23 protein-coding genes, 2 other RNA genes and 2 riboswitches are annotated in these 23,481 nt (G+C 33.8%); of the genes, 22 read left to right on the plus strand and 3 right to left on the minus strand.

The window, feature by feature from the left end; translation table 11 throughout:
* Positions 1–99: 99 nt before the first annotated feature.
* A riboswitch (purine riboswitch) is annotated at positions 100–201 on the plus strand.
* Positions 202–307: 106 nt separating this feature from the next.
* Positions 308–901, plus strand: a complete 594-nt coding sequence (locus tag RBB48_RS16290; protein ID WP_000866483.1) for a xanthine phosphoribosyltransferase — start codon at positions 308–310, stop codon at positions 899–901.
* A gap of 3 nt (positions 902–904) precedes the next feature.
* Positions 905–2,227 (plus strand): xanthine permease PbuX, encoded by a 1,323-nt coding sequence (gene pbuX / locus RBB48_RS16295; protein ID WP_306007852.1) that lies wholly within the window; start codon positions 905–907, stop codon positions 2,225–2,227.
* 15 nt (positions 2,228–2,242) lie between these two features.
* Here pbuX and RBB48_RS16300 read toward each other — a convergent pair whose 3' ends face one another.
* Positions 2,243–3,406: a DUF418 domain-containing protein gene (locus RBB48_RS16300; RefSeq protein WP_306007853.1), complete on the minus strand. Its 1,164-nt coding sequence runs from the start codon at positions 3,404–3,406 to the stop codon at positions 2,243–2,245.
* A gap of 550 nt (positions 3,407–3,956) precedes the next feature.
* Between RBB48_RS16300 and RBB48_RS16305 the strand changes: the two genes are divergently transcribed.
* Positions 3,957–7,616, plus strand: coding sequence for a dynamin family protein (locus RBB48_RS16305; RefSeq protein WP_215559019.1), 3,660 nt, complete (start codon positions 3,957–3,959; stop codon positions 7,614–7,616).
* A gap of 3 nt (positions 7,617–7,619) precedes the next feature.
* On the opposite strand, the gene RBB48_RS16310 is transcribed toward RBB48_RS16305, so the two are convergent.
* Entirely contained in the window at positions 7,620–7,874 is a 255-nt protein-coding gene (locus RBB48_RS16310; protein WP_000369740.1) for a DUF3931 domain-containing protein, read from the minus strand.
* A 72-nt stretch (positions 7,875–7,946) separates the two neighbouring features.
* Here RBB48_RS16310 and RBB48_RS16315 point away from each other — a divergent pair, with 72 nt between their 5' ends.
* From RBB48_RS16315 to ssrS (RBB48_RS16335), 5 genes are all read left to right on the plus strand, one after another.
* Positions 7,947–8,414, plus strand: a complete 468-nt coding sequence (locus tag RBB48_RS16315) for a GNAT family N-acetyltransferase (RefSeq protein ID WP_087985571.1) — start codon at positions 7,947–7,949, stop codon at positions 8,412–8,414.
* A 21-nt stretch (positions 8,415–8,435) separates the two neighbouring features.
* Positions 8,436–8,708, plus strand: a complete 273-nt coding sequence (locus tag RBB48_RS16320) for a YpbS family protein (RefSeq protein ID WP_000451816.1) — start codon at positions 8,436–8,438, stop codon at positions 8,706–8,708.
* Between the two features lie 2 nt (positions 8,709–8,710).
* Complete coding sequence (locus RBB48_RS16325; protein ID WP_306007854.1) at positions 8,711–9,544, plus strand: sulfurtransferase; 834 nt, start codon at positions 8,711–8,713, stop codon at positions 9,542–9,544.
* Positions 9,545–9,660: 116 nt separating this feature from the next.
* Positions 9,661–9,843: non-coding RNA, 6S RNA (gene ssrS / locus RBB48_RS16330), on the plus strand.
* 21 nt (positions 9,844–9,864) lie between these two features.
* A non-coding RNA gene (ssrS, locus tag RBB48_RS16335) (6S RNA) lies at positions 9,865–10,048 on the plus strand.
* A gap of 54 nt (positions 10,049–10,102) precedes the next feature.
* Here ssrS (RBB48_RS16335) and RBB48_RS16340 read toward each other — a convergent pair.
* Entirely contained in the window at positions 10,103–10,552 is a 450-nt protein-coding gene (locus RBB48_RS16340; protein ID WP_088062736.1) for a hypothetical protein, read from the minus strand.
* 83 nt (positions 10,553–10,635) lie between these two features.
* Between RBB48_RS16340 and RBB48_RS16345 the strand changes: the two genes are divergently transcribed.
* The 14 genes from RBB48_RS16345 (at position 10,636) to RBB48_RS16410 (ending at position 23,471) form a co-directional block, all read left to right on the plus strand.
* A complete protein-coding gene (locus RBB48_RS16345) occupies positions 10,636–10,947 on the plus strand; it encodes a hypothetical protein (protein WP_000169026.1) in 312 nt (103 codons plus the stop codon).
* A gap of 3 nt (positions 10,948–10,950) precedes the next feature.
* Positions 10,951–12,186, plus strand: a complete 1,236-nt coding sequence (locus RBB48_RS16350; protein WP_088062737.1) for a glutathionylspermidine synthase family protein — start codon at positions 10,951–10,953, stop codon at positions 12,184–12,186.
* On the plus strand, positions 12,183–12,569 hold the full coding sequence (locus RBB48_RS16355) for a DUF350 domain-containing protein (RefSeq protein ID WP_306007855.1): 387 nt from the start codon (positions 12,183–12,185) through the stop codon (positions 12,567–12,569). The genes RBB48_RS16350 and RBB48_RS16355 overlap by 4 nt, the downstream gene beginning before the upstream one ends.
* A gap of 125 nt (positions 12,570–12,694) precedes the next feature.
* Positions 12,695–12,860: riboswitch (M-box (ykoK) riboswitch) on the plus strand.
* 342 nt (positions 12,861–13,202) lie between these two features.
* Positions 13,203–13,928: a P-type ATPase actuator domain-containing protein gene (locus RBB48_RS16360; protein WP_088062738.1), complete on the plus strand. Its 726-nt coding sequence runs from the start codon at positions 13,203–13,205 to the stop codon at positions 13,926–13,928.
* 130 nt (positions 13,929–14,058) lie between these two features.
* A complete protein-coding gene (locus tag RBB48_RS16365) occupies positions 14,059–14,925 on the plus strand; it encodes a 5'-3' exonuclease (RefSeq protein ID WP_087980021.1) in 867 nt (288 codons plus the stop codon).
* 360 nt (positions 14,926–15,285) lie between these two features.
* Entirely contained in the window at positions 15,286–15,426 is a 141-nt protein-coding gene (locus RBB48_RS16370; RefSeq protein WP_046955196.1) for an FbpB family small basic protein, read from the plus strand.
* Between the two features lie 327 nt (positions 15,427–15,753).
* Positions 15,754–16,947 carry an acyltransferase family protein gene (locus RBB48_RS16375; RefSeq protein ID WP_087985574.1) on the plus strand — a complete coding sequence of 398 codons (1,194 nt, stop codon included), beginning with the start codon at positions 15,754–15,756 and terminating at the stop codon, positions 16,945–16,947.
* On the plus strand, positions 16,948–17,691 hold the full coding sequence (locus RBB48_RS16380) for a YveK family protein (protein ID WP_088062739.1): 744 nt from the start codon (positions 16,948–16,950) through the stop codon (positions 17,689–17,691).
* Entirely contained in the window at positions 17,678–18,298 is a 621-nt protein-coding gene (locus RBB48_RS16385; protein WP_137035195.1) for a CpsD/CapB family tyrosine-protein kinase, read from the plus strand. Before RBB48_RS16380 ends, RBB48_RS16385 begins: the two co-directional genes overlap by 14 nt.
* Before the next feature lie 18 nt (positions 18,299–18,316).
* Positions 18,317–18,955, plus strand: coding sequence for a sugar transferase (locus RBB48_RS16390; protein WP_060489669.1), 639 nt, complete (start codon positions 18,317–18,319; stop codon positions 18,953–18,955).
* 37 nt (positions 18,956–18,992) lie between these two features.
* Positions 18,993–20,429 (plus strand): oligosaccharide flippase family protein, encoded by a 1,437-nt coding sequence (locus RBB48_RS16395; protein WP_141542765.1) that lies wholly within the window; start codon positions 18,993–18,995, stop codon positions 20,427–20,429.
* A 3-nt stretch (positions 20,430–20,432) separates the two neighbouring features.
* Positions 20,433–21,647 (plus strand): O-antigen ligase family protein, encoded by a 1,215-nt coding sequence (locus RBB48_RS16400; RefSeq protein WP_088062742.1) that lies wholly within the window; start codon positions 20,433–20,435, stop codon positions 21,645–21,647.
* The gene (locus RBB48_RS16405) at positions 21,622–22,422 is read left to right on the plus strand and encodes a glycosyltransferase family 2 protein (RefSeq protein WP_087985579.1); all 801 of its coding nucleotides are present in this window, start codon (positions 21,622–21,624) and stop codon (positions 22,420–22,422) included. The genes RBB48_RS16400 and RBB48_RS16405 overlap by 26 nt, the downstream gene beginning before the upstream one ends.
* Positions 22,419–23,471: a glycosyltransferase family 4 protein gene (locus RBB48_RS16410; RefSeq protein ID WP_088062743.1), complete on the plus strand. Its 1,053-nt coding sequence runs from the start codon at positions 22,419–22,421 to the stop codon at positions 23,469–23,471. The genes RBB48_RS16405 and RBB48_RS16410 overlap by 4 nt, the downstream gene beginning before the upstream one ends.
* The last annotated feature ends 10 nt before the right edge of the window (positions 23,472–23,481 follow it).

The following is a 23,481-nucleotide window of genomic DNA, read 5'->3' on the forward strand; positions in this document are numbered from 1 at the left end:
TACAAAACTCGAACAAAAATGATGTTTTTATAAAATTTGTACGTGTTTTATTAAGAAATGCTTTTCAAAGTATAAAAAGTGCGTTATAATCCTTCTATAAAATAAATAGTTAGCTACACTCATATAATCGCGGGGATATGGCCTGCAAGTTTCTACCGAAGTACCGTAAATACTTTGACTATGAGTGAGGACGAATATATTTGCTTGTTTAGCATTCTTTTTTGCGAAACTCCAAAAGCGCGTCTCTCACTTGTAACGAGTGGTGGCGGCTTTTGGAGTTTTTTATTGCATAAGAGGGGGAACAAACATGAAAGTATTACAAGAAAAGATTTTGAACGAAGGAAAGGTTTTATCTGGTGACGTATTAAAGGTAGATGCATTTTTAAATCATCAAATTGACCCAGTACTTATGCAAGAGATCGGAAAAGAATTTGCTAAACGTTTTAAAGAAGAGAACATTACAAAAATCGTGACGATTGAATCTTCAGGCATTGCACCAGCAGTTATGGCTGCATTAGAGCTTGGTGTAAAAGTAATCTTTGCAAGAAAACGTAAATCGTTAACGTTACAAGATAATATGTACGTTGCAAACGTATATTCATTTACGAAACAAGAAACGAATGAAATTTCATTATCTCGAAATCATATCGATGAAAATGATCGTGTTTTAATTATCGATGACTTTTTAGCAAATGGTCAGGCTGCTTTAGGTTTAATGAGTTTAGTAGAGCAAGCAGGAGCAAGTATTGCAGGAATTGGTATTGTTATTGAAAAAGCATTTCAAGATGGAGGAAAGAAGCTTCGTGAACAAGGAGTTCGTGTTGAGTCACTAGCAGAAATTGCATCACTTGATAACGGCACAGTTACATTTGTACAGCAAGAAACTGCGGAGGTGAAATAAACGATGAAGCAACATCCATTTAAAATCGCATCGCTTGGTATGCAGCATATGCTGGCGATGTATGCTGGCGCAATTATCGTTCCGCTTATTGTGGGCGGCGGACTTGGTTTAAATCAAAAAGAGTTAACATATTTAGTCTCGATTGATTTATTAATGTGCGGCGTTGCGACGATTTTACAAGCATTATCAAATCGCTTTTTCGGTATTGGACTTCCCGTTGTACTTGGTTGCACATTTACAGCGGTTGGGCCGATGATTGCAATCGGGAAACAATACGGTGTGTCTTCTATTTATGGAGCGATTATTGCTGCCGGGTTATTCGTTGTTATTTTTGCGAAATTATTTGGAAAGCTTGTAAAACTGTTTCCACCTGTTGTAACAGGATCTGTCGTTACCGTAATTGGAGTTACACTTGTTCCAGCAGCAATTAATGATATGGCTGGAGGAGTAGGAAGTAAGGATTTTGGTAGTCTTGAAAATTTAGCGTTAGCATTTGGTGTATTACTATTTATCATCATTATGTATCGTTTCTTTGATGGATTTATTCGTTCAATCTCTATTTTACTTGGTCTATTGTTCGGTACAATTGTCGCAGCATTTATGGGGAAAGTAAGTTTGCAAGCGGTTGGAGAAGCGGATTGGTTCCATGGTATTCAGCCGTTTTACTTCGGTACACCAACATTTGAATTAACGCCAATTATTACGATGATTTTAGTTGCTTGCGTAGGGATTGTAGAAGCAACAGGTGTTTACTTTGCATTATCTGATATTTGCAATAAAAAGATTGGTGAAAAAGAATTAACAAAAGGTTATCGCGCAGAAGGATTAGCGATGGTGTTAGGTGGTATTTTTAACGCGTTCCCATATACAACATACTCTCAAAACGTAGGACTTGTTCAATTAACTGGAGTAAGAAATCGCGTTATTATTTATGCTTGTGGTGGTATGTTAATCGTTCTTGGGTTTATTCCAAAAATCGCAGCTATTACAACTATTATCCCGAAATCAGTACTTGGCGGTGCAATGTTAGCGATGTTTGGTATGGTAATGGCATATGGTATTAAAATGTTAAGTAGCGTTGATTTTGGTAAACAAGAAAACTTATTAATCGTTGCATGTTCTGTCGGAATTGGGCTTGGGGTTACAGTTGTTCCGACATTATTCTCACAACTTCCTGAAAACATTCGTATTTTAACAGATAACGGAATTGTACTTGGAAGTGCGTCAGCAGTACTTTTAAATATCGTATTTAATATGGTGCCGCAGCGTAAAGTGAAAGTAAAAGAAGAGCCAGTGTCTATGCAAAGTGCAGTAAGAGAAGCGTAAAAAAGCAAGGTCTCATTATGAGACCTTGCTTTTCTTTTTAAGTGGCATCATTTTCCCATACGTACCAAGACGCCAAATGTACTCAAGTGGCCCGTATTGATAACGTGACAGCCACCAGCGGCTAATAAAGATTTGTAACGTATAGAAACTAATGCAAAATAGAGGACCTACCCATAATGGAGCAAGATAATCATTTTTGAACAATAGTCCGAATACAAGTAATGTAACAATTGTATGTGAAATGTAGTTTGTTAACGCCATTCGACCAACATACTGGAACGGACGTAATAATGTTTGCCATCTTTCTTTTTGTAATAAACGCATTAACGTGACAATGTAGAAGATGAACAATGTCTTTCCGCTTATCATCGTAATACCCATAAGTGAAAATGGTGTGTATGGTTGATTGTTCATAAAGAAGTAAACCATAATAAACCACATCGGTAATGTTAAAATGAACATAATGATTTGCCATTTTTTAAGTTTTAGATCTAATTCTTTAGCACGGCGGAAAATGTCTTTTTTACCGGCATATAATCCTAGTAAAAACAATCCTAGTGTTTCAGGAAGCATAATAAGACTGTTACTTATTGCTTTAGAATAGAAAGAATGGAATCTGTCTGTAATTTGTAAGCCCCAGTTTTCTAACGGCATAATGGCTATGGAAAGGCCTAGTTCATCTACCGGCACTAATAACATGAGAAGAGAACCTACTAATGTGAACAATTGCATGAAACTTAATAGTACAATTGACCATATTAAAATAGTACGTGGCTTTCTCTTGTAAAATAAAAATAAGAAAAATCCGGTAATTGCATAAGTATGTAAAATGTCCCCGTCCCATAAAAGAACGTAGTGTAAGAAACCAAATAATAATAAAATAAGTAAGCGGCGAACAAACAAAGTTTTTGGACGATCGGTTTTCGCCTCAGCACGATTCATAAAAATATAAAAACCTAATCCGAATAAAAACGAAAAAATTGTATAAAATTTCGTTTGAATAAACATATCGTAAAATAGGCGAATATAGCTGTCTATCCCTTCGTAAATTCCTGTAATATCACGTGAGTCAACCCCGGCGATAATTGGCCAGTTAACAAGAAAAATACCTAGTACAGCTATTCCTCTAATAATATCTATGGAATGTATCCTCTCGCCTTGTGAAATATTTTGTGTCATTATTTTCCTCCTTGTTAAGTAATTCCCTTTTATTATACAAAATGTAAAGAGGAGGGTATATAGGTAATTTCCAATTTTTAAAACTGTTAAGATATGTATTATGAGATATAATAAGAGTGCACAACAAGTTTTAACCTTCTTCAAAACAGGCAGTAAAGCTCCTTTCTATAAGGGGCTTTCTTTATGAAAAGTATTGATAATGATTCTCTTTAATGATAAAATGTATTTAAAAGTGATAATCATTATCAAAAAAAGGTTGGTGCATGAGTATGGTATATGCATTAGTAGCAGGTACAGTCACTGTATATGCAGTTATTGCAAAGTATGTTTTAAATGGAGTAGGAACAGCAAAATGAGTGATATGACATAAAATCCCTTTCATTTGTAAAAAGAATGAAAGGGATTTTTTATTTTTAATGAGAATATGCTGAAAATTTAGTATGATAGTAAAGTGAAACTGTAATCGATGAGGGGATGTATCTCCTGAGGATTATGAGCTCGCAAATAGCGGGAAAAAGTATATACATCTTGGATAAAGGGGAACAAGGGGATGACAAACATAGTACAGACAAACGGTATGAAAAAACTTGTTTGTTTTTATGAAGAGTGGCAAAAACACGGCGATGCAGAGAATAGTGTAAAGTTGTTTGAGGTGATTCAAAAATATAAACAAGAACAGCTTATGATAGCGTTCTGCGGTCACTTCTCTGCAGGGAAATCAACGATGATGAATCATCTATATAAAGCGCAGTTGTTACCAACAAGTCCAATTCCGACAAGCGCTAACGTTGTCAAAATTGAAAAAGGAATGGATCGTGTTGTTGTAACAGTTAAATCTGGAGAACAGTACGAATATGATGGTGCATATTCAGCTGAAGAATTAAAACAAATTTGTAAAGACGGTGATGAGGTAATTGGTGTTCATATTTATCGGAATGATGCGCCAATTCCTGAGGGTGTTATGTTAGTTGATACACCAGGGATTGATTCAACAGATGATGCCCATCAATTAGCGACAGAATCAACGCTGCATCTAGCAGACGTGATTTTTTATATGATGGATTATAATCACGTCCAATCGGAAGTGAATTTGCAATTTGTTAAAGAATTGAAACAACGTAATAAAACGGTTTATCTCGTTGTAAATCAAATAGATAAACATAAAGAAAATGAATTATCGTTTGAGGATTATAAAGATAGTGTAAAACAATCGTTCTCTAACTGGGATATTGAAGTAGATGGAGTGTATTATACTTCATTACGAATGATGAACCATACACATAATGAAATTGGGAGCTTAGAAACATTAATTACTTCTATTATGAAAGAAAAAGTGCAGTATGTAAGAGATGGAATGGAGCGAGAAACAGAATATTTAATGGGGGAACATTTTTCATTTATTCTTTCAGAAAATGAAAAAGCTCTTTTGAAATATGAGGAAGAGCTAGCATCGCCGCTTTCTATTTCAGAGATAGTTGAAAAGAAAGAAGAGCTAACGGAAACTAAACAACGCGAGGCTAGTAAAGAATCTCATGTGAGAAACGAATTTATAAAAGGCTTACAAGCTATATTAGATAACGCGTATTTAATGCCATTTGAAATGAGAGAATTGGCAAATGCGTATTTAGAAACGAAATTAACTAAATTTAAGGTCGGTTTGTTGTTTGCGAAAGGAAAGACGGAGCAAGAAAAACAGAGACGTTTAGATGCTTTTTATTCTGCTTTGCAAAAGACTGTTGAAACGCAACTTGATTTTCATGTGAAAGAATTTATTGTTGCCTTCTTAAAAGAAGAAGGATTGTTCACAGAGGAAATTGGGAAAGACATATATGCTTTAGAAATTGCTTTTGGACCAGAAATGTTAGCTGAAGTCATTAAACAAGGTGCAGGTTTCACAGGTGATTACTTACTTCTTTATACAGCGGATGTAGCGAATGAACTGAAGAAACGTTATTTTACAAAAGCGCAGCAAATTTTTGATAAAAGTGCAGTCGTTTTAAAGCAAAAGGTGAAGGAAGCAGTTGCACGCATTGAAGAAGAGATTGAAAAATATATGATGTTGCAAACGGCAAAAGAAACGCAATTGCAATACAGTAACAATTTAGAGACATATGAAAGTTATTTGCAAAATGTTTGGCACGAGCGTGTTGCTACACCAGAAGGCTTGCGAATAGAGGAGATATTGCAAAGTAAAATACAAATTGTTAGTGAGAAATTCACACTACAAGAGCAGGAAAGCGTAAACGATAACGTAATGGCTTGTGAGGAAGAGATAAAAGGAACAGCAGCTTTAAATATTCAGCGTATATTAGAGAAAGTGAAGAAAGCTGAAACGATATTAGAGCCATTGCCAGCGCTGAAACATGTACAGCAAGAGGTAATAGAAAAAAGGCGTCGTGTGGAAACGAAACAATTTACAGTAGCGTTATTCGGAGCTTTTAGTGCTGGGAAATCATCATTTGCCAATGCATTGCTTGGTGGGAATGTACTTCCTGTATCACCAAATCCGACGACGGCAACGATTAATCAAATTTTGCCGGTTACAGAGGAAAAACCACACGGAACAGTAATGGTTCAATTCAAATCAAAGCAAGCTCTATTAGAAGATATGAAAGCTGTTTATAAGTTGTTTCATTATGAGATTACTACGTTAGATGCAGCGTTAGCACAAATTGATAAAGTTATGAAATATCCTTCACCAACTGGGAAGCAAAAAACAACATTTAGCTTTTTAAGAGCGGTACAAAAAGGGTATGATACGGTTTCTGCTCATTTAGGGGAGCAAGTACAAGTTACATTAGAAGAGTTTTCTGATTATGTAGCGAATGAAGAAAAATCATGTTTTGTTGAGTACATGGAGCTTTATTATGATTGTGCTTTAACAAGGCAAGGAGTAGCGCTTGTAGACACACCTGGAGCGGATTCTATTAACGCCCGCCATACGGACGTTGCGTTCCAGTATATTAAAAACGCAGATGCTATTTTATTTGTAACGTATTATAATCATGTGTTCTCTCGTGCTGACCGTGAATTCTTAATCCAGCTTGGTCGTGTAAAGGATACTTTTGCACTTGATAAAATGTTCTTCTTAATTAATGCGGCCGATTTAGCAGAGTCTGAAGAAGAACTTGAAATGGTAAAAGGTTATATCGCAGACCAGCTACTGCAATACGGTATTAGAAATCCGCGTTTATTTGCAATTTCAAGTTTATGTGCACTTGAAGAGAAGCAAGGAAAGAATATTGAAAAAGAGAAGTACGGTATTTTACAAAACTCTGGGATTGCTAAGTTCGAGGAATCATTTACATCCTTTATGATGAGAGATTTAATGCTCGTATCTGTTCACGCTTTATATGGTACATTGCAAGGAGCAGATCAGCTTTTAGTAAATATGATAAACGGTGCAAAGCAGGGGAATGAAGAGAAAGAGAAGCAAACGAAAAAATATGAAGCAGAGCGTGATCAGCTACTTCATATTATTTCATCATATAGTGTGCTTGCTGAAGAGCAGGCGATGCAAAATGAAGTGAAAGAATTGCTTTATTACGTGCAACAGCGTCTATTCCTACGCTATAACGATGTGTTTACTGAATTTATTAATCCAGCATCGCTGCGAACGGATGGGAATGTGAAAGTGCAGTTGCAACAGTGCGTTATGGAATTAGTGGCATTTATTCAGCATGATTTACTACAAGAAATGCGTGCGACATCATTACGCCTTGAGAAATGGATAGATGAAGCGATGAAGCGTGCAAAGAATGAAATTGTGGTGAACTGTAAAGTAGAAAATGAATCAATTTCTATGAGTGGAACAGTGGATTATGAATATAAAGATATTGCACATAAAGAACCGTTCCCTTCAGTTGAAATAAAAGATTTCAAAAAAGCACTGGCGCATTTTAAAAATGAAAAAAGCTTTTTTGAAAAAAATGATAAAGCTTTCATGCAAGAAGAGGCTAAAGTTGTATTAGAGCCTTTCGTATCAAACTATGTAGCTGATGAAAAAGATATATTTGTTCATCATTATAAGCAAGAGTGGGATTTGAAATGGAACTTATTCCAAAAAGTGATGCAGCAAGATGTGATGAATTATTATGAAAGTGTATTATTTGCATTGGCTGAAACAATTGATGTATCACTATATGAACAAAGTAAAGAACAATTGCAAAAGCAGTTAGTAGAGATTGAAAAAGAAATTTATGTGATATAGTCGTTATGAGAAAAAGATTCGTTCAATTTTCTTTTGCAATACTGTATCTAAAGATTTGACAAACCCAGCAAATTCATCGGTAGAAATCATATGAGTAAGAACGAGGCGTCTGCCGTCTGGTGTTTCACCGCATAAGACGAATGAAGAAAATTCATATGTTTTGTTTTCTACTACTAATTTTGGGTAGGAATACGTGTCGCTTTTCTTCTTCTTTCCATCAATAGAGATGACGTTGCACTTTTTCTCATTGTTGTCCATGGTGAATCCCTCCTTTCTATTATTTATGGTAGACAAGGAGGGTTTAGAACAATAGAGAAAGGGGAGTTTTTTATGTGTGTAGTAATAGAGTATATTTCGAAAGAAGCTATACCGAAACCTTTATTATTGCTTGCTGATCCAAGTGAGGGGCAAATTGATACATATGTACAAAGAGGGAAAACATATGTAGCTAAGCAAGAGGAGAGAGTTGTCGGTGTATATGTTCTTTTGGAAACAAGGCCGAAGACGATGGAAATTATGAATATTGCGGTTGTAGAGCATTTGCAAGGAAAAGGGATTGGAAAGCAGCTATTAAGTCATGCCGTAGAAACTGCTAAAGGATATGGTATGTCAAAACTTGAAGTTGGTACGGGCAATTCTAGTGTTTCACAACTTGCTTTATATCAAAAATGTGGATTTCGTATTTTTTCTATTGATTTTGATTACTTTTCGAAGCATTATGAAGAAGAGATTATTGAAAATGGGATTGTATGCCGTGATATGATTCGGCTTGCAATGGAATTGAATGAGAACGTATAACTTATTTAGGGGGAAGAGAAGATGGAAGTACATAAAGCAATTACAGCACATTCTCGTAAACAAAATGAAAGTGTAAAAGCATGTTTACAATTAGATGCGCAGCGTGAAGCAGCTATTGAAGCAGCCGTATCTCTTGCGTCAAATGGGAAAGAATTTTCGGTTGATGTCATTAATGTTGTAACAAAGCAAATTAATGATCTTGCAAAAAATGGTGTTACACTAGAGCGTAAATATGTTACAGAAGAAATGGTTATGGAGTATGTAAGTCGTTTGCAAGAGAAAGAAGGTCGTTAAAGATGATAGTTACAGTCGAATGGTTACGTGAGCATATAGAAGATGAGAATGTCCGTATAATCGATTGTCGTTTTGATTTAGCGAATCCTAATTGGGGTAGAGAAAAGTATGAGGAAGAACATATTCTTCATGCATTATATTTTGATTTGAATTTAGATTTATCAAGTCCTGTAACAGAACATGGTGGTCGCCATCCATTGCCGAATATTGAGGAGTTTGCAGACAAGCTTTCACAAGCTGGTATTGATGAACATACGACAGTAATTGCATATGACAGTCAAGCGGGTTCAAATGCTTCTCGTCTCTGGTGGTTATTAAACTATGTAGGACATGAGAAAGTATATATATTAGATGGTGGATTTCCAGCTTGGAAAGAGAATGGACTACCGATAACAATGGAAATTCCTGTTGCTATACGAAAAACATTCAAAGCAAATGTACAAGATCATATGCTTGTAACGATGGAAACGGTGAGAGAGAATATTCATGCAGGTGCAGATGTTACGTTAATTGATTCTAGAGAGCCAAAACGTTATGCTGGTGTAGAGGAACTAGTTGATCCAAAAGCAGGACATATTCCGACAGCAGTAAACTATTTTTGGAAGGATGGAATTGTACAATCAGGGCAATTTAAGAATGAAGCTGGGCAACAAGAACGATTCCGAAATCTTTCGAAAGATAAGGAAACAATTGTATATTGTGGTTCTGGTGTTACAGCCTGTCCAAATATCCTTGCATTGAAATTAGCTGGATTCCAAAATGTTAAATTGTATGCAGGTAGCTGGAGTGATTGGATTTCTTATCCAGAAAATCAAATTGCAAAAGAAGAAGATTAATCACTTGCATGCAAAAATAATTTGTATTAAAATAAGGTCACAAGCAAGAAATTGCTCGAAAAACTTTGTATTTTACACATTGGAAACAATGTGATAATATAACGACAAGTAAATAATACATCCTGCGGTGTACGTAACTTATTTATGTCTAAAACCGATGTTAGTTATACGGAAGCTCAATATTTAGCGACCATCATCAAGCCTTCCTTGTGGAGGAAGATGTACGGTAACTGTGAGGGCATCCACCTGCGAGTAGCGGGTTTTTGGACATTTACGAGGAGCGGCACGTGCGGGGGTCTTATTTCAACTAACATTATATAAAATTCCTACGGTGTACGTAGCTTATGCATGTCTTAAACCAATAAGTTTAATATGGAAGTTCAATATTTAAATGTAGCAAACATGCCATCTTTTTAAGAAGGAAGTTACAAACATTTGTGAGAGCATCCACCTGTGAGAGCAGGTTTATGGACATCTAGAGAGAACGGCATATGTGGGGCTATATAAAAACCTTACGTTTTATACGTAAGGTTTTTTTGTTGCATACATATATCTATTTTATCTGGATTCACCTGTGAAGTTTCCATAATAAATATAGCACTTTCTATCTTCATCAATCTCTCTTGAATCTAAAGCGAACTCCATATGCATGCCGTCGCGCTGAATATATATAAGGTCTGAATGAAGAGATGGCAAAATTTCTTCATAGTTCCATACATCTTTCCGATCTATTATGCTTGAACTCGTTTCACTTAGTTCTCTAACCTCAAAACCGATGTGAGAGTATGTAGGATCTGAAGGGTCATTTGCAAACTCTTCTTTTTGAATATATATAACTGCTGTTCCGTCTGGATCTACTGAAGTAGCAGTAACAACATATGTCTTGTTATCCTTTATAAAATATTCACACGTCATGCGTGCGATGATTTCAGAGTTAGAAATATTTGCGTAGCTCCATAAAGCAGGATATCTTTTCGTTTCATCATTAAGTCGATATTCTAAGCGCATTTTATCCCTCTTCTTCCTTTTTCTTCTACTTTATCATGCTATCTTATATAATAGGAATAGAATTTAAAAAGGGGAGTGCGAAGGTGACAAAAACGAAATGGCTAGTAGGTGGTGTCGTAACGTCTTTAATGACTGGCACCTTATTTGGCTGCGCACAAGATCTTCCCCCAAAACCGAATGATAATAGTTGTTCAGATTGGGATTGGGATGATGAACTTGGGGTATGGCAGTGTGATGATAGTAGGTCAGGTTATCGTGGGCATTATTTTTATGGTGGGAGTTACTATCAAAATAAATCCACTTTTAAAAATTCATCGGCGTTTAAATCTTATCAATCGTCTGCGGAATTTAAAGGTGGAATTGGAAGCGGTTCAAAGGGAGGATTTGGGGGCTAACATATGTCGCAATACATAAGAGAACGAAAAGCGTTTTATTCGAAATATCCGAATTTTTGGTCGGATTTATATGAATGTGAGTATAGTTTGTTTCATGTTTTCTCTATAACAAATCAGACTATGAAACAATTGCAATTAGCAACTGAACGAATGGGGAAAATATTTTTTAAGACTGCTAAACTTTTGCGGAATTTAAGTGACGAACAGCTTCTTGAACTTGGGTATCCTCCTGCAAGCTTATCGTTTATTAGAATGAAAGGATTATATCCTGAATCTGTTATTTCACGATTTGATTTCGTTTTAACAAGTGATAACCAAATTAAAATGCTTGAGTTTAATAGTGATACACCAACTTTTATTATGGAATGCTTTCAAATGAATGGAAAAGTTTGTGGAAAACTAGGCTATGATGATCCAAACTTGGGTCAAGAACGATTACTATCTTCTGGTGTTACAAAGGCCGTAATGGAAGCGACAAAGGGAATAGATAACCCAAATGTTGTTTTTACAGCACATCATGAACATATTGAGGATTGGAATACGACTATGTATTTGAGTCAGTTATGCCATGTTGAAAATAAAGTAGTGCCAATGTCAGAACTTAGAATTACAAAAGATGCTTTAGTGGATAGGGATGGAGTACAGATTGATATTTTATATCGCCAAACATATCCGATAGAAGATTTAATTGAGGATCAAGATCCTGAAACAGGAGACTTCGTAGGTGTGGAACTGTTGCAACTTGTAAAAGCCGGAAAGCTTTTTATAATAAATCCTTTGTCAGCATTTTTACTTCAGCCAAAATCAATTCAGTGTCTGATTTGGGGGTTAGCAGAAGAAAAGGCCTTTTATACAAATGAGGAACAACAGTGGATTAAAGAATATATGTTACCTACATATTTAGAACGAGATTTATTTTTGGGAAAAGGTTCTTTCGTTCAAAAACCTTCATTTGGTAGAGAAGGAGACACAATTACCGTTCGCGATAAGGACGAAAATATTATGATTCAAAATGCACACCAAACGTATAAAGCGTCACTGCCGATATTTCAAAAGTATACAGAACTTCCAGTCGTATCTTTGGAAACAGAGAAAGGGATGGAGAAACTGTCGTATGTGTTTGGTTCGTTTTTAATTGCTGGAAAAGCGAGTAGTATCGGTATTCGCGCTGGGGAAAAAATTACGGGGAATGAATCGTACTATTTACCGGTAGGTATAAAAAAGGAGGAAAGTATATGATTAATTTTTTATTATATTTAGCAGCAACACTGGGCCTTTTATGCATTGGTCTGTTCCTCATGGAAGTGACAACGAAAGTAAAAGAATTTAAGTTAATGGCCCAAGGGAATAAGGCGGTAAGCTATGTACTTGGAGGACGATTACTTGGGTTAGCTATCGTTTTATATTCGACAGCAGCTAATTCCATTTCACTTCTTGATATGGTTTCGTGGGGAGCCGTTGGGATTTTGGCTCAAATTATCGTCTTTTATTTAGCTGAGTGGCTTACACCACGCTTTAATATAAACAAAAGTCTTGAAGAAGATAATCAAGCAGTCGGTCTTTTTCTTATGTTTTTATCGCTTTCCATTGGGATTGTAATTGCTGGTTGTATAACTTATTAAAACCTTTACGTTTAGACGTAAAGGTTTTTATTTTATATACGTTAGTTCGCCATACCTTTCGAAAAAATTGTAGGCTACTGTTGACATCTATTTTAAATAAGAGTAACATTTTCTATGTAATAAAAATAAGTCTCTGTTAGGTGAGGCTCCTGTATAGAGAAATGCTACTGCCCAAAAATGTCGAGAGACGCCAATGGGTCAACAGGAATGATCGAATTAAGGTTTTTCTTAACGTAGCTGGTAATGTACCTATGCTATACAGTGCTAAAACTCGGTGAGGGAGAGGTCCGTAGATTTCTAATTGTTTAGGAATCGTTTATTTGTGTATGCCATGACCTTTACTCTTTTCGGAGTAAGGGTCTTTTTGTTACAAATCTATGAGTAACTTCATAGTATAAACTATAAAATTAAACGAGGAGGTGAGGAGCATGTCAAATTCTGACTCGGTTCCGTTACCCATATACTTCAAATCAAAAATATATGATGTAGGCAGGAAACGACTTGTTCCTCCCTCTATATTTATCATAATGTAGCGTTTATATGTATGTTTAAGCGCTAAACACTGTTACGGTAAAGTGGATAAATTGAGAAACAAAGCGTTTCTTCCTATGTTGTACAGGAGGAGACGATAATATGTTATATGCAAACAAAACTGTGGGTAACACGTCATATAAATTAAGTAAAAAATCAATGAAAGAACAAACAATGCTTCAAAAAAATAAAGATTTATTAATTGAAATCGCAACGAGAGATGTAAAATCTGTATTTGCGTATTTTAAAACAACAAGAGACGGATTATCTATGAAAGAGGCACAAAAACGCATTCAAGTATACGGCCGAAACGAATTAATTTCAAAAAGAGCGCGTATTGCGGAAGTAATGATGAAGCTAAGTGGAATGATTCCAGGTTTTTCAAAACAATATGTGCGTGATGGATTACAATGTGAGAAAATTACTGTGTCTCGAGTAGAATGTTCTAGTGTAACAGGTTTAAACGGTGAATTAAAAATGATGAATGTGCCAGTACAAGAGCTTGTTCCTGGGGATATGATTTTTCTTTCAGAAGGTGATACAGTACCAGCAGATGTACGTATCATTTACGCGAATGATTTATTAGTAAATGAATCCGTGCTAACAGGAAAAGATGCAAGTATTGAGAAATTTGAAAGTTGCTATCACCTTGAGCGTAAACGATTTATTCCTTTAAAACGAATGAAAGACTATAATCCACTTGAACTTGAAAACGTATGTTTCAAAGGGACTCATATTGTTGGCGGAAATGCAAAGGCTGTAGTTGTTTCGACTGGGAAAAATACGTATACAGGAATTCTTCATACTTGTTGTAGTAGAACGTCTTAATGTGTAAATGATGCTAAATATACAAAAACAATGTATAATAGACAAAGTTGAAAAAACGTAGAATGGTAATCTATTTATATAACCTTACGTGATGACGTGGGGTTATTATTTTTTTGGTAGGAGAGGGATTATGAAAAAAGTATTATTAGTTGATGGTATGGCACTATTATTTCGTGCTTTTTACGCAACAAGTGTCTACGGACAATTTATGAAACGACAAGATGGTACCCCTACAAATGGGATTCATGGTTATATGAAACATTTATTAACAGCTATGCAAGCAATTGAACCGACACATATCGTAACATGCTGGGATATGGGTAGTACGACATTTAGAACAGAATCGTTCTCGAATTATAAAGCGAATCGTGTAGCGCCGCCTGAAGAATTAATTCCGCAATTTGATTTAGTTCAAGAAATGACTGCGAAATTGTCTATTCCAGTTATCGGTATGAAAGGGTATGAAGCGGATGATTGTATTGGTACGCTTGCAAAACAATACTGTAATGAAGCGGAAGTTTATATTTTAACAGGCGATACGGATTTACTTCAGCTTGTTGATAAGAACGTTACAGTTATGCTCTTGCGCAAAGGAATTGGAAATTACGAATATTACACACCAGAGAAAATCATGGAAGAAAAAGGCGTAGAGCCGTGGCAAATCGTGCATGCGAAAGCGTTTATGGGAGATACGAGTGATAATTACCCAGGTGTAAAAGGTATCGGCGAAAAGACAGCGTATAAATTGATTCAAGAGCATGGAACAGTAGCAACCGTACTAGAAAATGTAGCAACATTAACGAAAGCGCAGCGCACAAAGATTGAAAGTGATTTAGAGAACTTAAATATTTCATTACAATTGGCACAAATTCATTGTGAAGTTCCAATTTCATGTTTACTAGAAGAAGGATTACACACAATGGATGAAGAAAAACTTAGATTCGTTTGTGAAGAAATGAATTGGGGAAGACCTGAAATATTAATCAATATGCTATAGATAGTTTTGAAAGAGGGGTGTTATATAAGTCAAACTTTGACTTATATAACACCCCTCTTTTTGTTTTTAAGAACAGTATAGTAGTAAATAAAATTATATCGAACTCAATTTTAAATATATAAATGTTTCGACAAAATATATTGATAGAAGTTGATGACAATAGCAACTTTTATAATGAAATGAAGCAATTTCAAAATGGTTTTAAGATGATCACATTTTTGTATGTTCACAAAGTTGTCAGAAAATAAATGGAATTTTCATATGAAGTTCAAATGGAATTCACAACAATCAATTATTATAAGGGCACACAGATAATTCCTTATCTTTTATATAAACCATCCCCCAAGGAGGACAATGAAAATGAGAAAAAAAGTGAGAAAATCTTTTAAACAATTATTAATTGAAAATAAACAATCACTATTAAATAATAAAGAAAATATGAAAGAAATTGAAGAGAGAATTGAGAAACGACATGTAGCATATAGTGGTGCCAATAATTAAATAAAATAAAAAAGATAGCCTTTAAAGGCTATCTTTTTTATTTTATATTGAAAAACTCTATTCCTCTCTTTAATTTTGTAACTATGCAAGATGTTTTTATAGTGTTTTTCTGTCAATATTATTCATTTTTCGAGGTTGTAATTGGTATATATCAATTTTGAAGATTCACTATCCATAATATTACAAAAAATGTTACAATACATTCAAAATTACGCTATAAAATCATTTTAATATGAAAAATTGGAATGAAAAGAAAGGAGAGGAATATGAATAATGGTGTCGCTTTGAAATGATTATTATCATTTCAGTAGGAGTTGATGTAAAACGATGGATAGGTATGAAGAACTGGATTCTATACGAGGAATTTCTTCATTAATAGTAATGATTGGCCATCATTTAATGATTTTTTCAGTATTTCAAAATTACAGTTATGAAGATAATAAACCATTTGTTATTTATCTATTAAAAGAAACACCTGCTCGTCTAATTTTTAGTAGTGGTAACGAATCTGTTATTATCTTTTTTGTTTTGAGTGGATTTGTTTTGTATAGATCCATTCAAAAAAACTACGATAGCTATGGATCATTCCTTTTAAAGCGTATATGTAGAATCTATATTCCATATATCGTAGCAATAATTATAGCTATTTTATGCCAGACTACAATGAGTAAATATGGTATTTCTAATTTAAGTGAATGGTTTAATCGCTCATGGACGATTGAAAGTTCTTTAAGCTTAATAGCGCAACATATTTTATTAATTGGGAAATATAATACAGATGCATATAACGGCGTAATTTGGTCACTTGTTCATGAAATGCGAATATCGATAATTTTTCCGTTAGTTTTGATGGTTTGTTTACGAAAAACGTTGAGGTATTCATTATTGTCATTGTTTAGTTTTAGTATATGTTCTGTCGTGATTTTATTTTTATTTCACTCAAGTTTAACATTAACTAGTTATGCATTAACTCTGCATTACACAGTGCTGTTTTTACTAGGAGCACTAGTTGCGAAATATAAAAATAATTTAATAGTTTTTTATAGTAATCGTACTAAAAATGAGAAAATTGCATGGTTTTTATTTGCGGTTTTACTTTATATGTATGAAGGGCTTGTTGGAGAAATTAATTTGCTTAATAATTTTATATTTCGAGACTACGTAGTAGCGATAAGTGCATGTTTATTTGTCATATTAAGCTTGTCAGTATCAACTTTGTCATCCTTGCTACGTAATAAATACTTGTTATATTTGGGGAAGATTTCTTACAGTCTTTATTTATACCACATCATATCTTTATTTTCCCTAGTGTATATGCTTCATGAAATATTTCCGTTACCTATTGTTTTAATGTTATCGCTCATTCTTTCGTTTATACTAGCAATAATTTCTTATTTGTTTGTAGAAAAATTTGCATTCAGGATCGGAAAGTATATAACAAAGCAATCGAATTTAGAAAAGAAAAGACTATCTGCAGAAAGTGAGTTGCAGGATGTCATTCAAACAAAGGCGGTGAAATAATTGAAGCAAGAAATTAGTATGAAGGATTTTCAGCAGCTATTGAAAAGAAGAGTAGTAACAATTATTTTGACGATGTGTTGTGTAACAGGTTCTTTAATTCTTATTTCTATGTATATATTAAAGCCTTCGTATCAATATTCAACGCAAATTCTCGTTGGGAATTTAGATGGGTTTAATAAGGAAAATGCAGTGAATAAAACACAGGAAAATAAGCAACTTGTAACGTCGTATGTTGATATATTAAAAAGTCCACTCATTATTTCAACGGTTAAAAAAAATTTAAAATTAGAGCAATCAACTTATGAATTAGCACAAAAAATTTCAGTGGTGAATATGGACAACTCACAAATCGTTACTGTCACAGTAAAAGATTCGGATCCTACAATCGTCAAAGAAATTGTAAAGTCATTGGCAGAACAATCTCAAAAAAGCTTTCAACAGTATACGAATGTACAGGGGATAAAAATATTAACTGACCCTGAGTTACAGGAAAAAGCTGAAAAGTTGTTTCCGAAATTTCAACTTATCATTCCTATCTCTTTAATTGTTAGTTTTTTTGTTGGGATAGGTTTAGCTGTATTTCGAGATTATTTTGATGAGCGTATATACGTGGAACAAGATTTAGAGAAAATAACAACAGTATCTGTTATTGGTCACATAAATATGAAACCGAATAGAAAAAAGAAATCTACAGAAGTTGATGCGCAATCATCTATATATCGAGGTGAACATGTCGATGTTTAAGACAAAGAAAAAGCTGCCATTTAATCCGCATGATGCTTTTATGAAAGAGCAGTTTTATACGGTGTATCACGAGTTGAAAAAATCGGGGAAACAAGTGTTCACAGTTACTTCAACGAAGGATAGAGGTGTTATCGCGTCGCTTATAGTAAATCTAGGGGTAGTGTTTGCAGAGATGAAAAAAAAGGTGTTACTTATCGACGTGAATTTTTCTGATCCTAAACTACATCTACTATTACAAAGCAATTATACGAAAACAGTGAACGATATAATAAACGATTCCCCTTGTAGTTATGAATCTTTTTCTAGTAATTTATCTAAATACTTATATTGTATTCCTGCCCAAAAAACAGTACACACCGGAACGCCTTTAGTTGCTACGGATGAATTTGATCATGTAATGGCGAAGTGGAAAGAAGATTTTGATTATATTTTCTTGTATTCCTCTGAAGTATTTGAGCTTCCTGCTACGCACATGATTGCAGGGAAATGCGATGGAGTGGTCTTAGCAGTCAAAAAGCGAAAAGATTCCCTACGTAAGGTGCAAAAAGTGATAGCAAATATAAAGAGGAAAGAATGTGAATTAATAGGTATAGTTTTATATTCTTGAATGTGGGGGTAACGATCTATGATTCGTGAAACAAATCAAGCCAAGTTGTATACGATTCCGGCTCAAGAAAAGACCAGTATTTTGAATCGAAGTATAAAGCGCTTGTTTGATATTATATTTTCACTCATATTGTTACTATTAACGCTACCAATTATGTTGTTCTTTTGTATTATGATTGCTTTCGAAACAGCAGGAGCTCCAATTTATTTTCAAGAACGTTTAGGGATTAATGGAAGGAAATTTAATGTATTTAAATTAAGATCGATGGTAAAAGATGCTGAAATAAATGGACCACAATGGGCAAATGAAAATGATCCAAGAATTACTAAAGTTGGATCGTTTATAAGGAAAACGAGAATTGATGAGTTACCGCAACTTTTAAATATTTTAAAAGGTGATATGTCTTTTGTCGGACCAAGACCAGAGAGAGAGTATTTTTATAAACAATTTGATACGTATATTCCAGAATTCAAGGATCGTTTAATAGTGAAGCCAGGGTTGACAGGATGGGCACAAATAAATGGAGGATATAATCTTGATCCGAAAGAAAAGTTGAAATTGGATATGGAGTATATTGAATTGAAAACGATTAAGATGGATATTCGGATTTTATGTAAAACTGTTTTAATAGTATTGAACGGTAATGGTGCAAGATAAATATATGTAAGTAGGTTGCTTGCAAAGGAGAGCAGGTATGGGGAGATCTATTTTAAATAATATTATCCATCTATTTTATAGCACAATTTTAGCTAATCTTCTTCAGGCTGTGAGTTTAATTGTTTTAGCAAATTTTTTTAATGCACAAAATTATGGGATGTTTAGTGTTGCCATAGCAGTGACGTTTGTTATGTTATTTTTTACAGATTTAGGACTTACGAATACGTTTCTTCGAGAAGGGGCAAAAGATGGAGTAGACTTAGAGACAATTTTATCGTCGTATATAAAAGTAAGGATGATTCTACTTATTTTTATTTCTATAATCGGCTATATTGCTATTCATTATATGTATGCGGATAGAAATTTGATTTATATGATGATAAACGTAATGTTTTTCATGTTAATAGGATTAACTTGGCAAAATATAGGGATTGCCTACTTTCAGCTGACGGAGCGTATGAAGTATATAGCGCTTATTAAAGTTGTATCAGCGGCAGTTGTCATTATCATTACATGTTTTTGTATTTTCGTAGAGTTACCAGTTTATATAACTGCTCGTTTATATGGATTTGGTTATATGATTGGTGGTGTATTCAGCATATATGTAATGAAAAGAAAGACGAGTATGAATATGAAGGTCGTAATTCATAAAGCGTTATTTTGGCAATTGACACCTTTTATTATTAGTGGTTTTTTAATAATGAGTACGCCACAATTAGCACCTATCTTACTTAACTATACATTGCCATTAAGTATGGTAGGTGTTTTCGCAGTGGCGTATCGGATGCCAGCAGCTTTATATCAAGTGCCAGGGGTGATTGCAGGTGCATTTTATCCAGTACTCTTTAAGCATTATAATCAGAATAATTTAGAAGAGCATACGAAATTAAACTTACTTCAAATAAAATCAATGGCGATTGTGGGAATATGTATGACGATAGGTTTATATCATTTAGCGCCATACTTTATTTCTATATTTTTTCAGGAGGAATGGAGAAATGCAGTAGAACCACTCCAAATATTATCATTTCTCATTGTGCTGCAAAGTTTAAATATTGCTATAGCTGACGGCTTAACAACGAGTGGACGTCAAAATAAAAGAACGGTGGTGCAATGTATAGCATTAGTGATAGGTGGGATTATGCTTTATAGCTTTAGTAGTATTGGTGGAGTGATAGGAGCGGCTTACGCTATGGTTTTATTTGAAATTGTGGCTTTAGTTGGGTATATAGCGGTAAGTGTAGTGAAGAAAAAAATTGTATTCCAAATTGTAATACCGTATACAATTTATTTTGGCGTAACTTTTATTGGAGTGCAATATATATTGCACACATATCATTTCATTGCGCTCGTTCTGAATACGTTAATCGTAGTAGTTGGTATATTCCTATATGATTACGAGCTGAAAAAACTTCTTCTTTCGTTTATAAGAAAAACACGCAAAAAGGATTATATTACGAAACAGGGGATATAGCCTATGGAAAATAATATAAAGATATCGATGAAATGGATTATGCTCTTAATATTATTTGTCATGTTAAGTAAATACAACATATATATTGGATTTTCGCTGAAGATATATATGATTTTTTTAGTTATATATTTTTGTTTAACAATTAAAAACTTTCATATTCAAAAGCTATATTTTCATGAAGTTGTATTTTTACTATTTTATTTCATCTATTGTTTGAGTGGAATTCTTTCTATATATTTAAATGCTAGTATTCGTATGATTCTTGGTGTGCTACTTGTTTTAGGGTGTTATTTTATAATGAGAAATTTATTAGGAAATGTTGAAATAGCAACACTCGAATCATCTATCGTCTATGTAGGATTCGTATTTAATGTTGTAAGCCTAATACTTTATATAGTCGGTTTACAGCACTTTGGATTATACGGTGGAGAAGAGAGAGAAATTTTTGCTGGACTATTAGTTGATAGAGGGTATCCAAGATTAATTGGTTTGCTAGATGATCCTAACATTTTTATTTTTTATAATACAATATTTTTTATGTATTATATGACAAATCTACATAATATGACGAACATTATAGGATTGATTTTATGTGTTACGACAAGTTTATTAACTTTTTCAAGAGGAGGGATATTAGCACTTATGCTTGTCGTTTTTGTATATATATGTACATCTAGTTTTGCAAAAAAAATAAAAATAATGATAAGTTTACTATTATTTGGTGTAGTGATTTTTAGTTTATCAAATAGTGTAATGGGTGGCCAATTGGATGACATATTGAATAAACGAATTTCTGATTTTTCGCACGATAATGGAAGTGGTAGATTTACATTATGGGAAGCTGCTTTTAAATATTATTTATCCAATCCATATATCGGAATCGGTGCGTTTAATTTTTCGAATTATTATGAGTTTCAATTTAATGAAAAGTTATATGTACACAATACATTTTTAGAAATTTTATCTGAATCGGGTACAATTGGTTTTCTTTTATATAGCGCTTTTTTATTCATATTAATGTTCAAGTTAACGCAGTATACTTTGTTTCGTGAAAAACCGTACCTTTTATTGACTATAATTGCATTTTTATTTCAGATGATGTCATTGTCACTTATTATTAACGAAGCGTTCTTTTTATTTTTAGCAATGGTTGTGAAGTACATTTCAATATATGAAGGAAGGGGAAAGGTAGATGGTAAAATGTCTATCAGCACATAATAAGGCGCCTCATGTTTCTGTAATAACACCTTCTTATAATAGTATACGATTTATAGGTGAGACGATTTTATCTGTACAGAATCAATCATATGAAGATTGGGAAATGATTATCGTTGATGACGCTTCAACTGACCAATCTCTTGCAAAAATTAAAGAGATAATAGAAGGAGACTCGCGTATTAGATTATTATCATTAAAAGAAAATGTTGGTGCTGCTAAAGCTCGGAATATAGCGATTGAAGAGGCGAGAGGAAGGTATATTGCCTTTTTAGATAGCGATGATATATGGTTGCCTCATAAATTGAAGACGCAATTGTTATTTATGGAAGAAATGAATGCGGCCTTTTCATATGCATCGTATAGTTTAATCGATGAAAACAGTAATGAACTAAATCGTGAAGTGGATGTACCAAAATTTGTTGACTATCATTGTTTGGCAGGAAATACAATTATCGGTTGTTTAACAGTAATGATTGATCGTGAAAAAATTCCGCATATTGAAATGCCTAGTGTACAGCCGGAAGATACAGCGTTATGGCTGAACTTATTACATGAAGGACATGAAGCGAAAGGGATACAGCAAGTGTTAGCGAAGTATAGAATTGTAGCAAATTCTGTTTCGAGAAATAAAATTAGAGCCGCTTTTCGTTATTGGAAATTATTAAGGGAACAAAAGCGACTTAATGCTGTGCAAATCCTTTACTATTTTAGTAAGTATGCTTATCATGCCTATAGAAAAAATAAAATCAATGTAGTTGGGAAGACGCAATTATGAATATATTGTTGATGACAGATAAATTGATAACTGGAGGAGCCGAGAGTTATTTCTGTAAATTGGAAAGCAATTTGCGTGATGAGAAATTTACGGTTTATACAGCTGCAGGTGATGGAGAACTATATGAGTCTCTTACTAGAAAAGAAAATTTCATGTTACTTAGTCGATGGAATCATTTGAGAAATATTCATTACTTACGAAGTGAGATTTGTAAACGAAAGATAGAACTTATTCATGCAAATAGTTTGCGAATGGTATTATATGCCTTTTTAATTCAAAAGTTCATGAAAAAAAAGATAAAAGTCGTGTATACGAAACATAATGTAACGATATTAGAAAAGAAAATGCCAACTCTTTTTCGTTATTTTATAAATAAATATGTGAATAATATTATTACAGTAAGTGAGTTTGAAAAAAATAATTTAATTTCAATGCATGTAGCAGAAGAGAAAATAAAGACAATTTATAACGGTGTGGATATTGAAAAGTTTTTATTCCAGCAGAAAAAGACAGAATCTATTTATAAAATAGGGATATTAGCAAGACTATCCAAGGAGAAAAACCATCAATTATTTGTAAAAATTGCAAATGTGTTAAAAAAAAGAGATGACTTTTTGTTTTATATTGCTGGTGATGGACCAGAAAAAGAATCTATTATGAAAGAAATAGAAAAGTATGGATTGCAGCAAAGTGTAAAGATGTTAGGGAATATTTCAGAGCCACATAGGTTTATAGGAAATATGAATGCCCTACTTTTATTATCTTTTCGTGAAGTGTTTCCAATGGTGGTAATTGAAGCAATGGCTACAGGAACACCGATTGTTTCAATAGATGTTGGCGGAATAAATGAAGCGGTAATAGATGGAGAATCAGGTGTTTTGGTATCTGAATATTGCGAATTAGGGTTTGCAAGTGAGCTTGAGGAACTACAAGGAAATGAGGAAAAGGTGAATCGTATTAGACTGAAAGCACGAGAGAAAGCAGAGAGATATTTCTCATTAACTAAAATGATAGAAGAAACGAAAAGTATATATGAATTAAACAAATGACCGTGCAAGT

It is taken from the genome of Bacillus sp. MMSF_3353, from assembly GCF_030733445.1.
Classification (GTDB): Bacteria; Bacillota; Bacilli; order Bacillales; family Bacillaceae_G; genus Bacillus_A; species Bacillus_A wiedmannii.

Coding starts and splice junctions, on each gene's coding strand:
- RBB48_RS16405 (WP_087985579.1), top strand. CDS start 21,622: ATGGTAAAATGTCTATCAGCACATAATAAGGCGCCTCATGTTTCTGTA.
- RBB48_RS16365 (WP_087980021.1), top strand. CDS start 14,059: ATGAAAAAAGTATTATTAGTTGATGGTATGGCACTATTATTTCGTGCT.
- RBB48_RS16340 (WP_088062736.1), bottom strand. CDS start 10,552: ATGCGCTTAGAATATCGACTTAATGATGAAACGAAAAGATATCCTGCT.
- RBB48_RS16320 (WP_000451816.1), top strand. CDS start 8,436: ATGGAAGTACATAAAGCAATTACAGCACATTCTCGTAAACAAAATGAA.
- RBB48_RS16400 (WP_088062742.1), top strand. CDS start 20,433: ATGGAAAATAATATAAAGATATCGATGAAATGGATTATGCTCTTAATA.
- RBB48_RS16375 (WP_087985574.1), top strand. CDS start 15,754: ATGGATAGGTATGAAGAACTGGATTCTATACGAGGAATTTCTTCATTA.
- RBB48_RS16370 (WP_046955196.1), top strand. CDS start 15,286: ATGAGAAAAAAAGTGAGAAAATCTTTTAAACAATTATTAATTGAAAAT.
- RBB48_RS16360 (WP_088062738.1), top strand. CDS start 13,203: ATGTTATATGCAAACAAAACTGTGGGTAACACGTCATATAAATTAAGT.
- RBB48_RS16290 (WP_000866483.1), top strand. CDS start 308: ATGAAAGTATTACAAGAAAAGATTTTGAACGAAGGAAAGGTTTTATCT.
- RBB48_RS16390 (WP_060489669.1), top strand. CDS start 18,317: ATGATTCGTGAAACAAATCAAGCCAAGTTGTATACGATTCCGGCTCAA.
- RBB48_RS16300 (WP_306007853.1), bottom strand. CDS start 3,406: ATGACACAAAATATTTCACAAGGCGAGAGGATACATTCCATAGATATT.
- RBB48_RS16410 (WP_088062743.1), top strand. CDS start 22,419: ATGAATATATTGTTGATGACAGATAAATTGATAACTGGAGGAGCCGAG.
- RBB48_RS16385 (WP_137035195.1), top strand. CDS start 17,678: ATGTCGATGTTTAAGACAAAGAAAAAGCTGCCATTTAATCCGCATGAT.
- RBB48_RS16310 (WP_000369740.1), bottom strand. CDS start 7,874: ATGGACAACAATGAGAAAAAGTGCAACGTCATCTCTATTGATGGAAAG.
- RBB48_RS16315 (WP_087985571.1), top strand. CDS start 7,947: ATGTGTGTAGTAATAGAGTATATTTCGAAAGAAGCTATACCGAAACCT.
- RBB48_RS16305 (WP_215559019.1), top strand. CDS start 3,957: ATGACAAACATAGTACAGACAAACGGTATGAAAAAACTTGTTTGTTTT.
- RBB48_RS16325 (WP_306007854.1), top strand. CDS start 8,711: ATGATAGTTACAGTCGAATGGTTACGTGAGCATATAGAAGATGAGAAT.
- pbuX (WP_306007852.1), top strand. CDS start 905: ATGAAGCAACATCCATTTAAAATCGCATCGCTTGGTATGCAGCATATG.
- RBB48_RS16395 (WP_141542765.1), top strand. CDS start 18,993: ATGGGGAGATCTATTTTAAATAATATTATCCATCTATTTTATAGCACA.
- RBB48_RS16350 (WP_088062737.1), top strand. CDS start 10,951: ATGTCGCAATACATAAGAGAACGAAAAGCGTTTTATTCGAAATATCCG.
- RBB48_RS16355 (WP_306007855.1), top strand. CDS start 12,183: ATGATTAATTTTTTATTATATTTAGCAGCAACACTGGGCCTTTTATGC.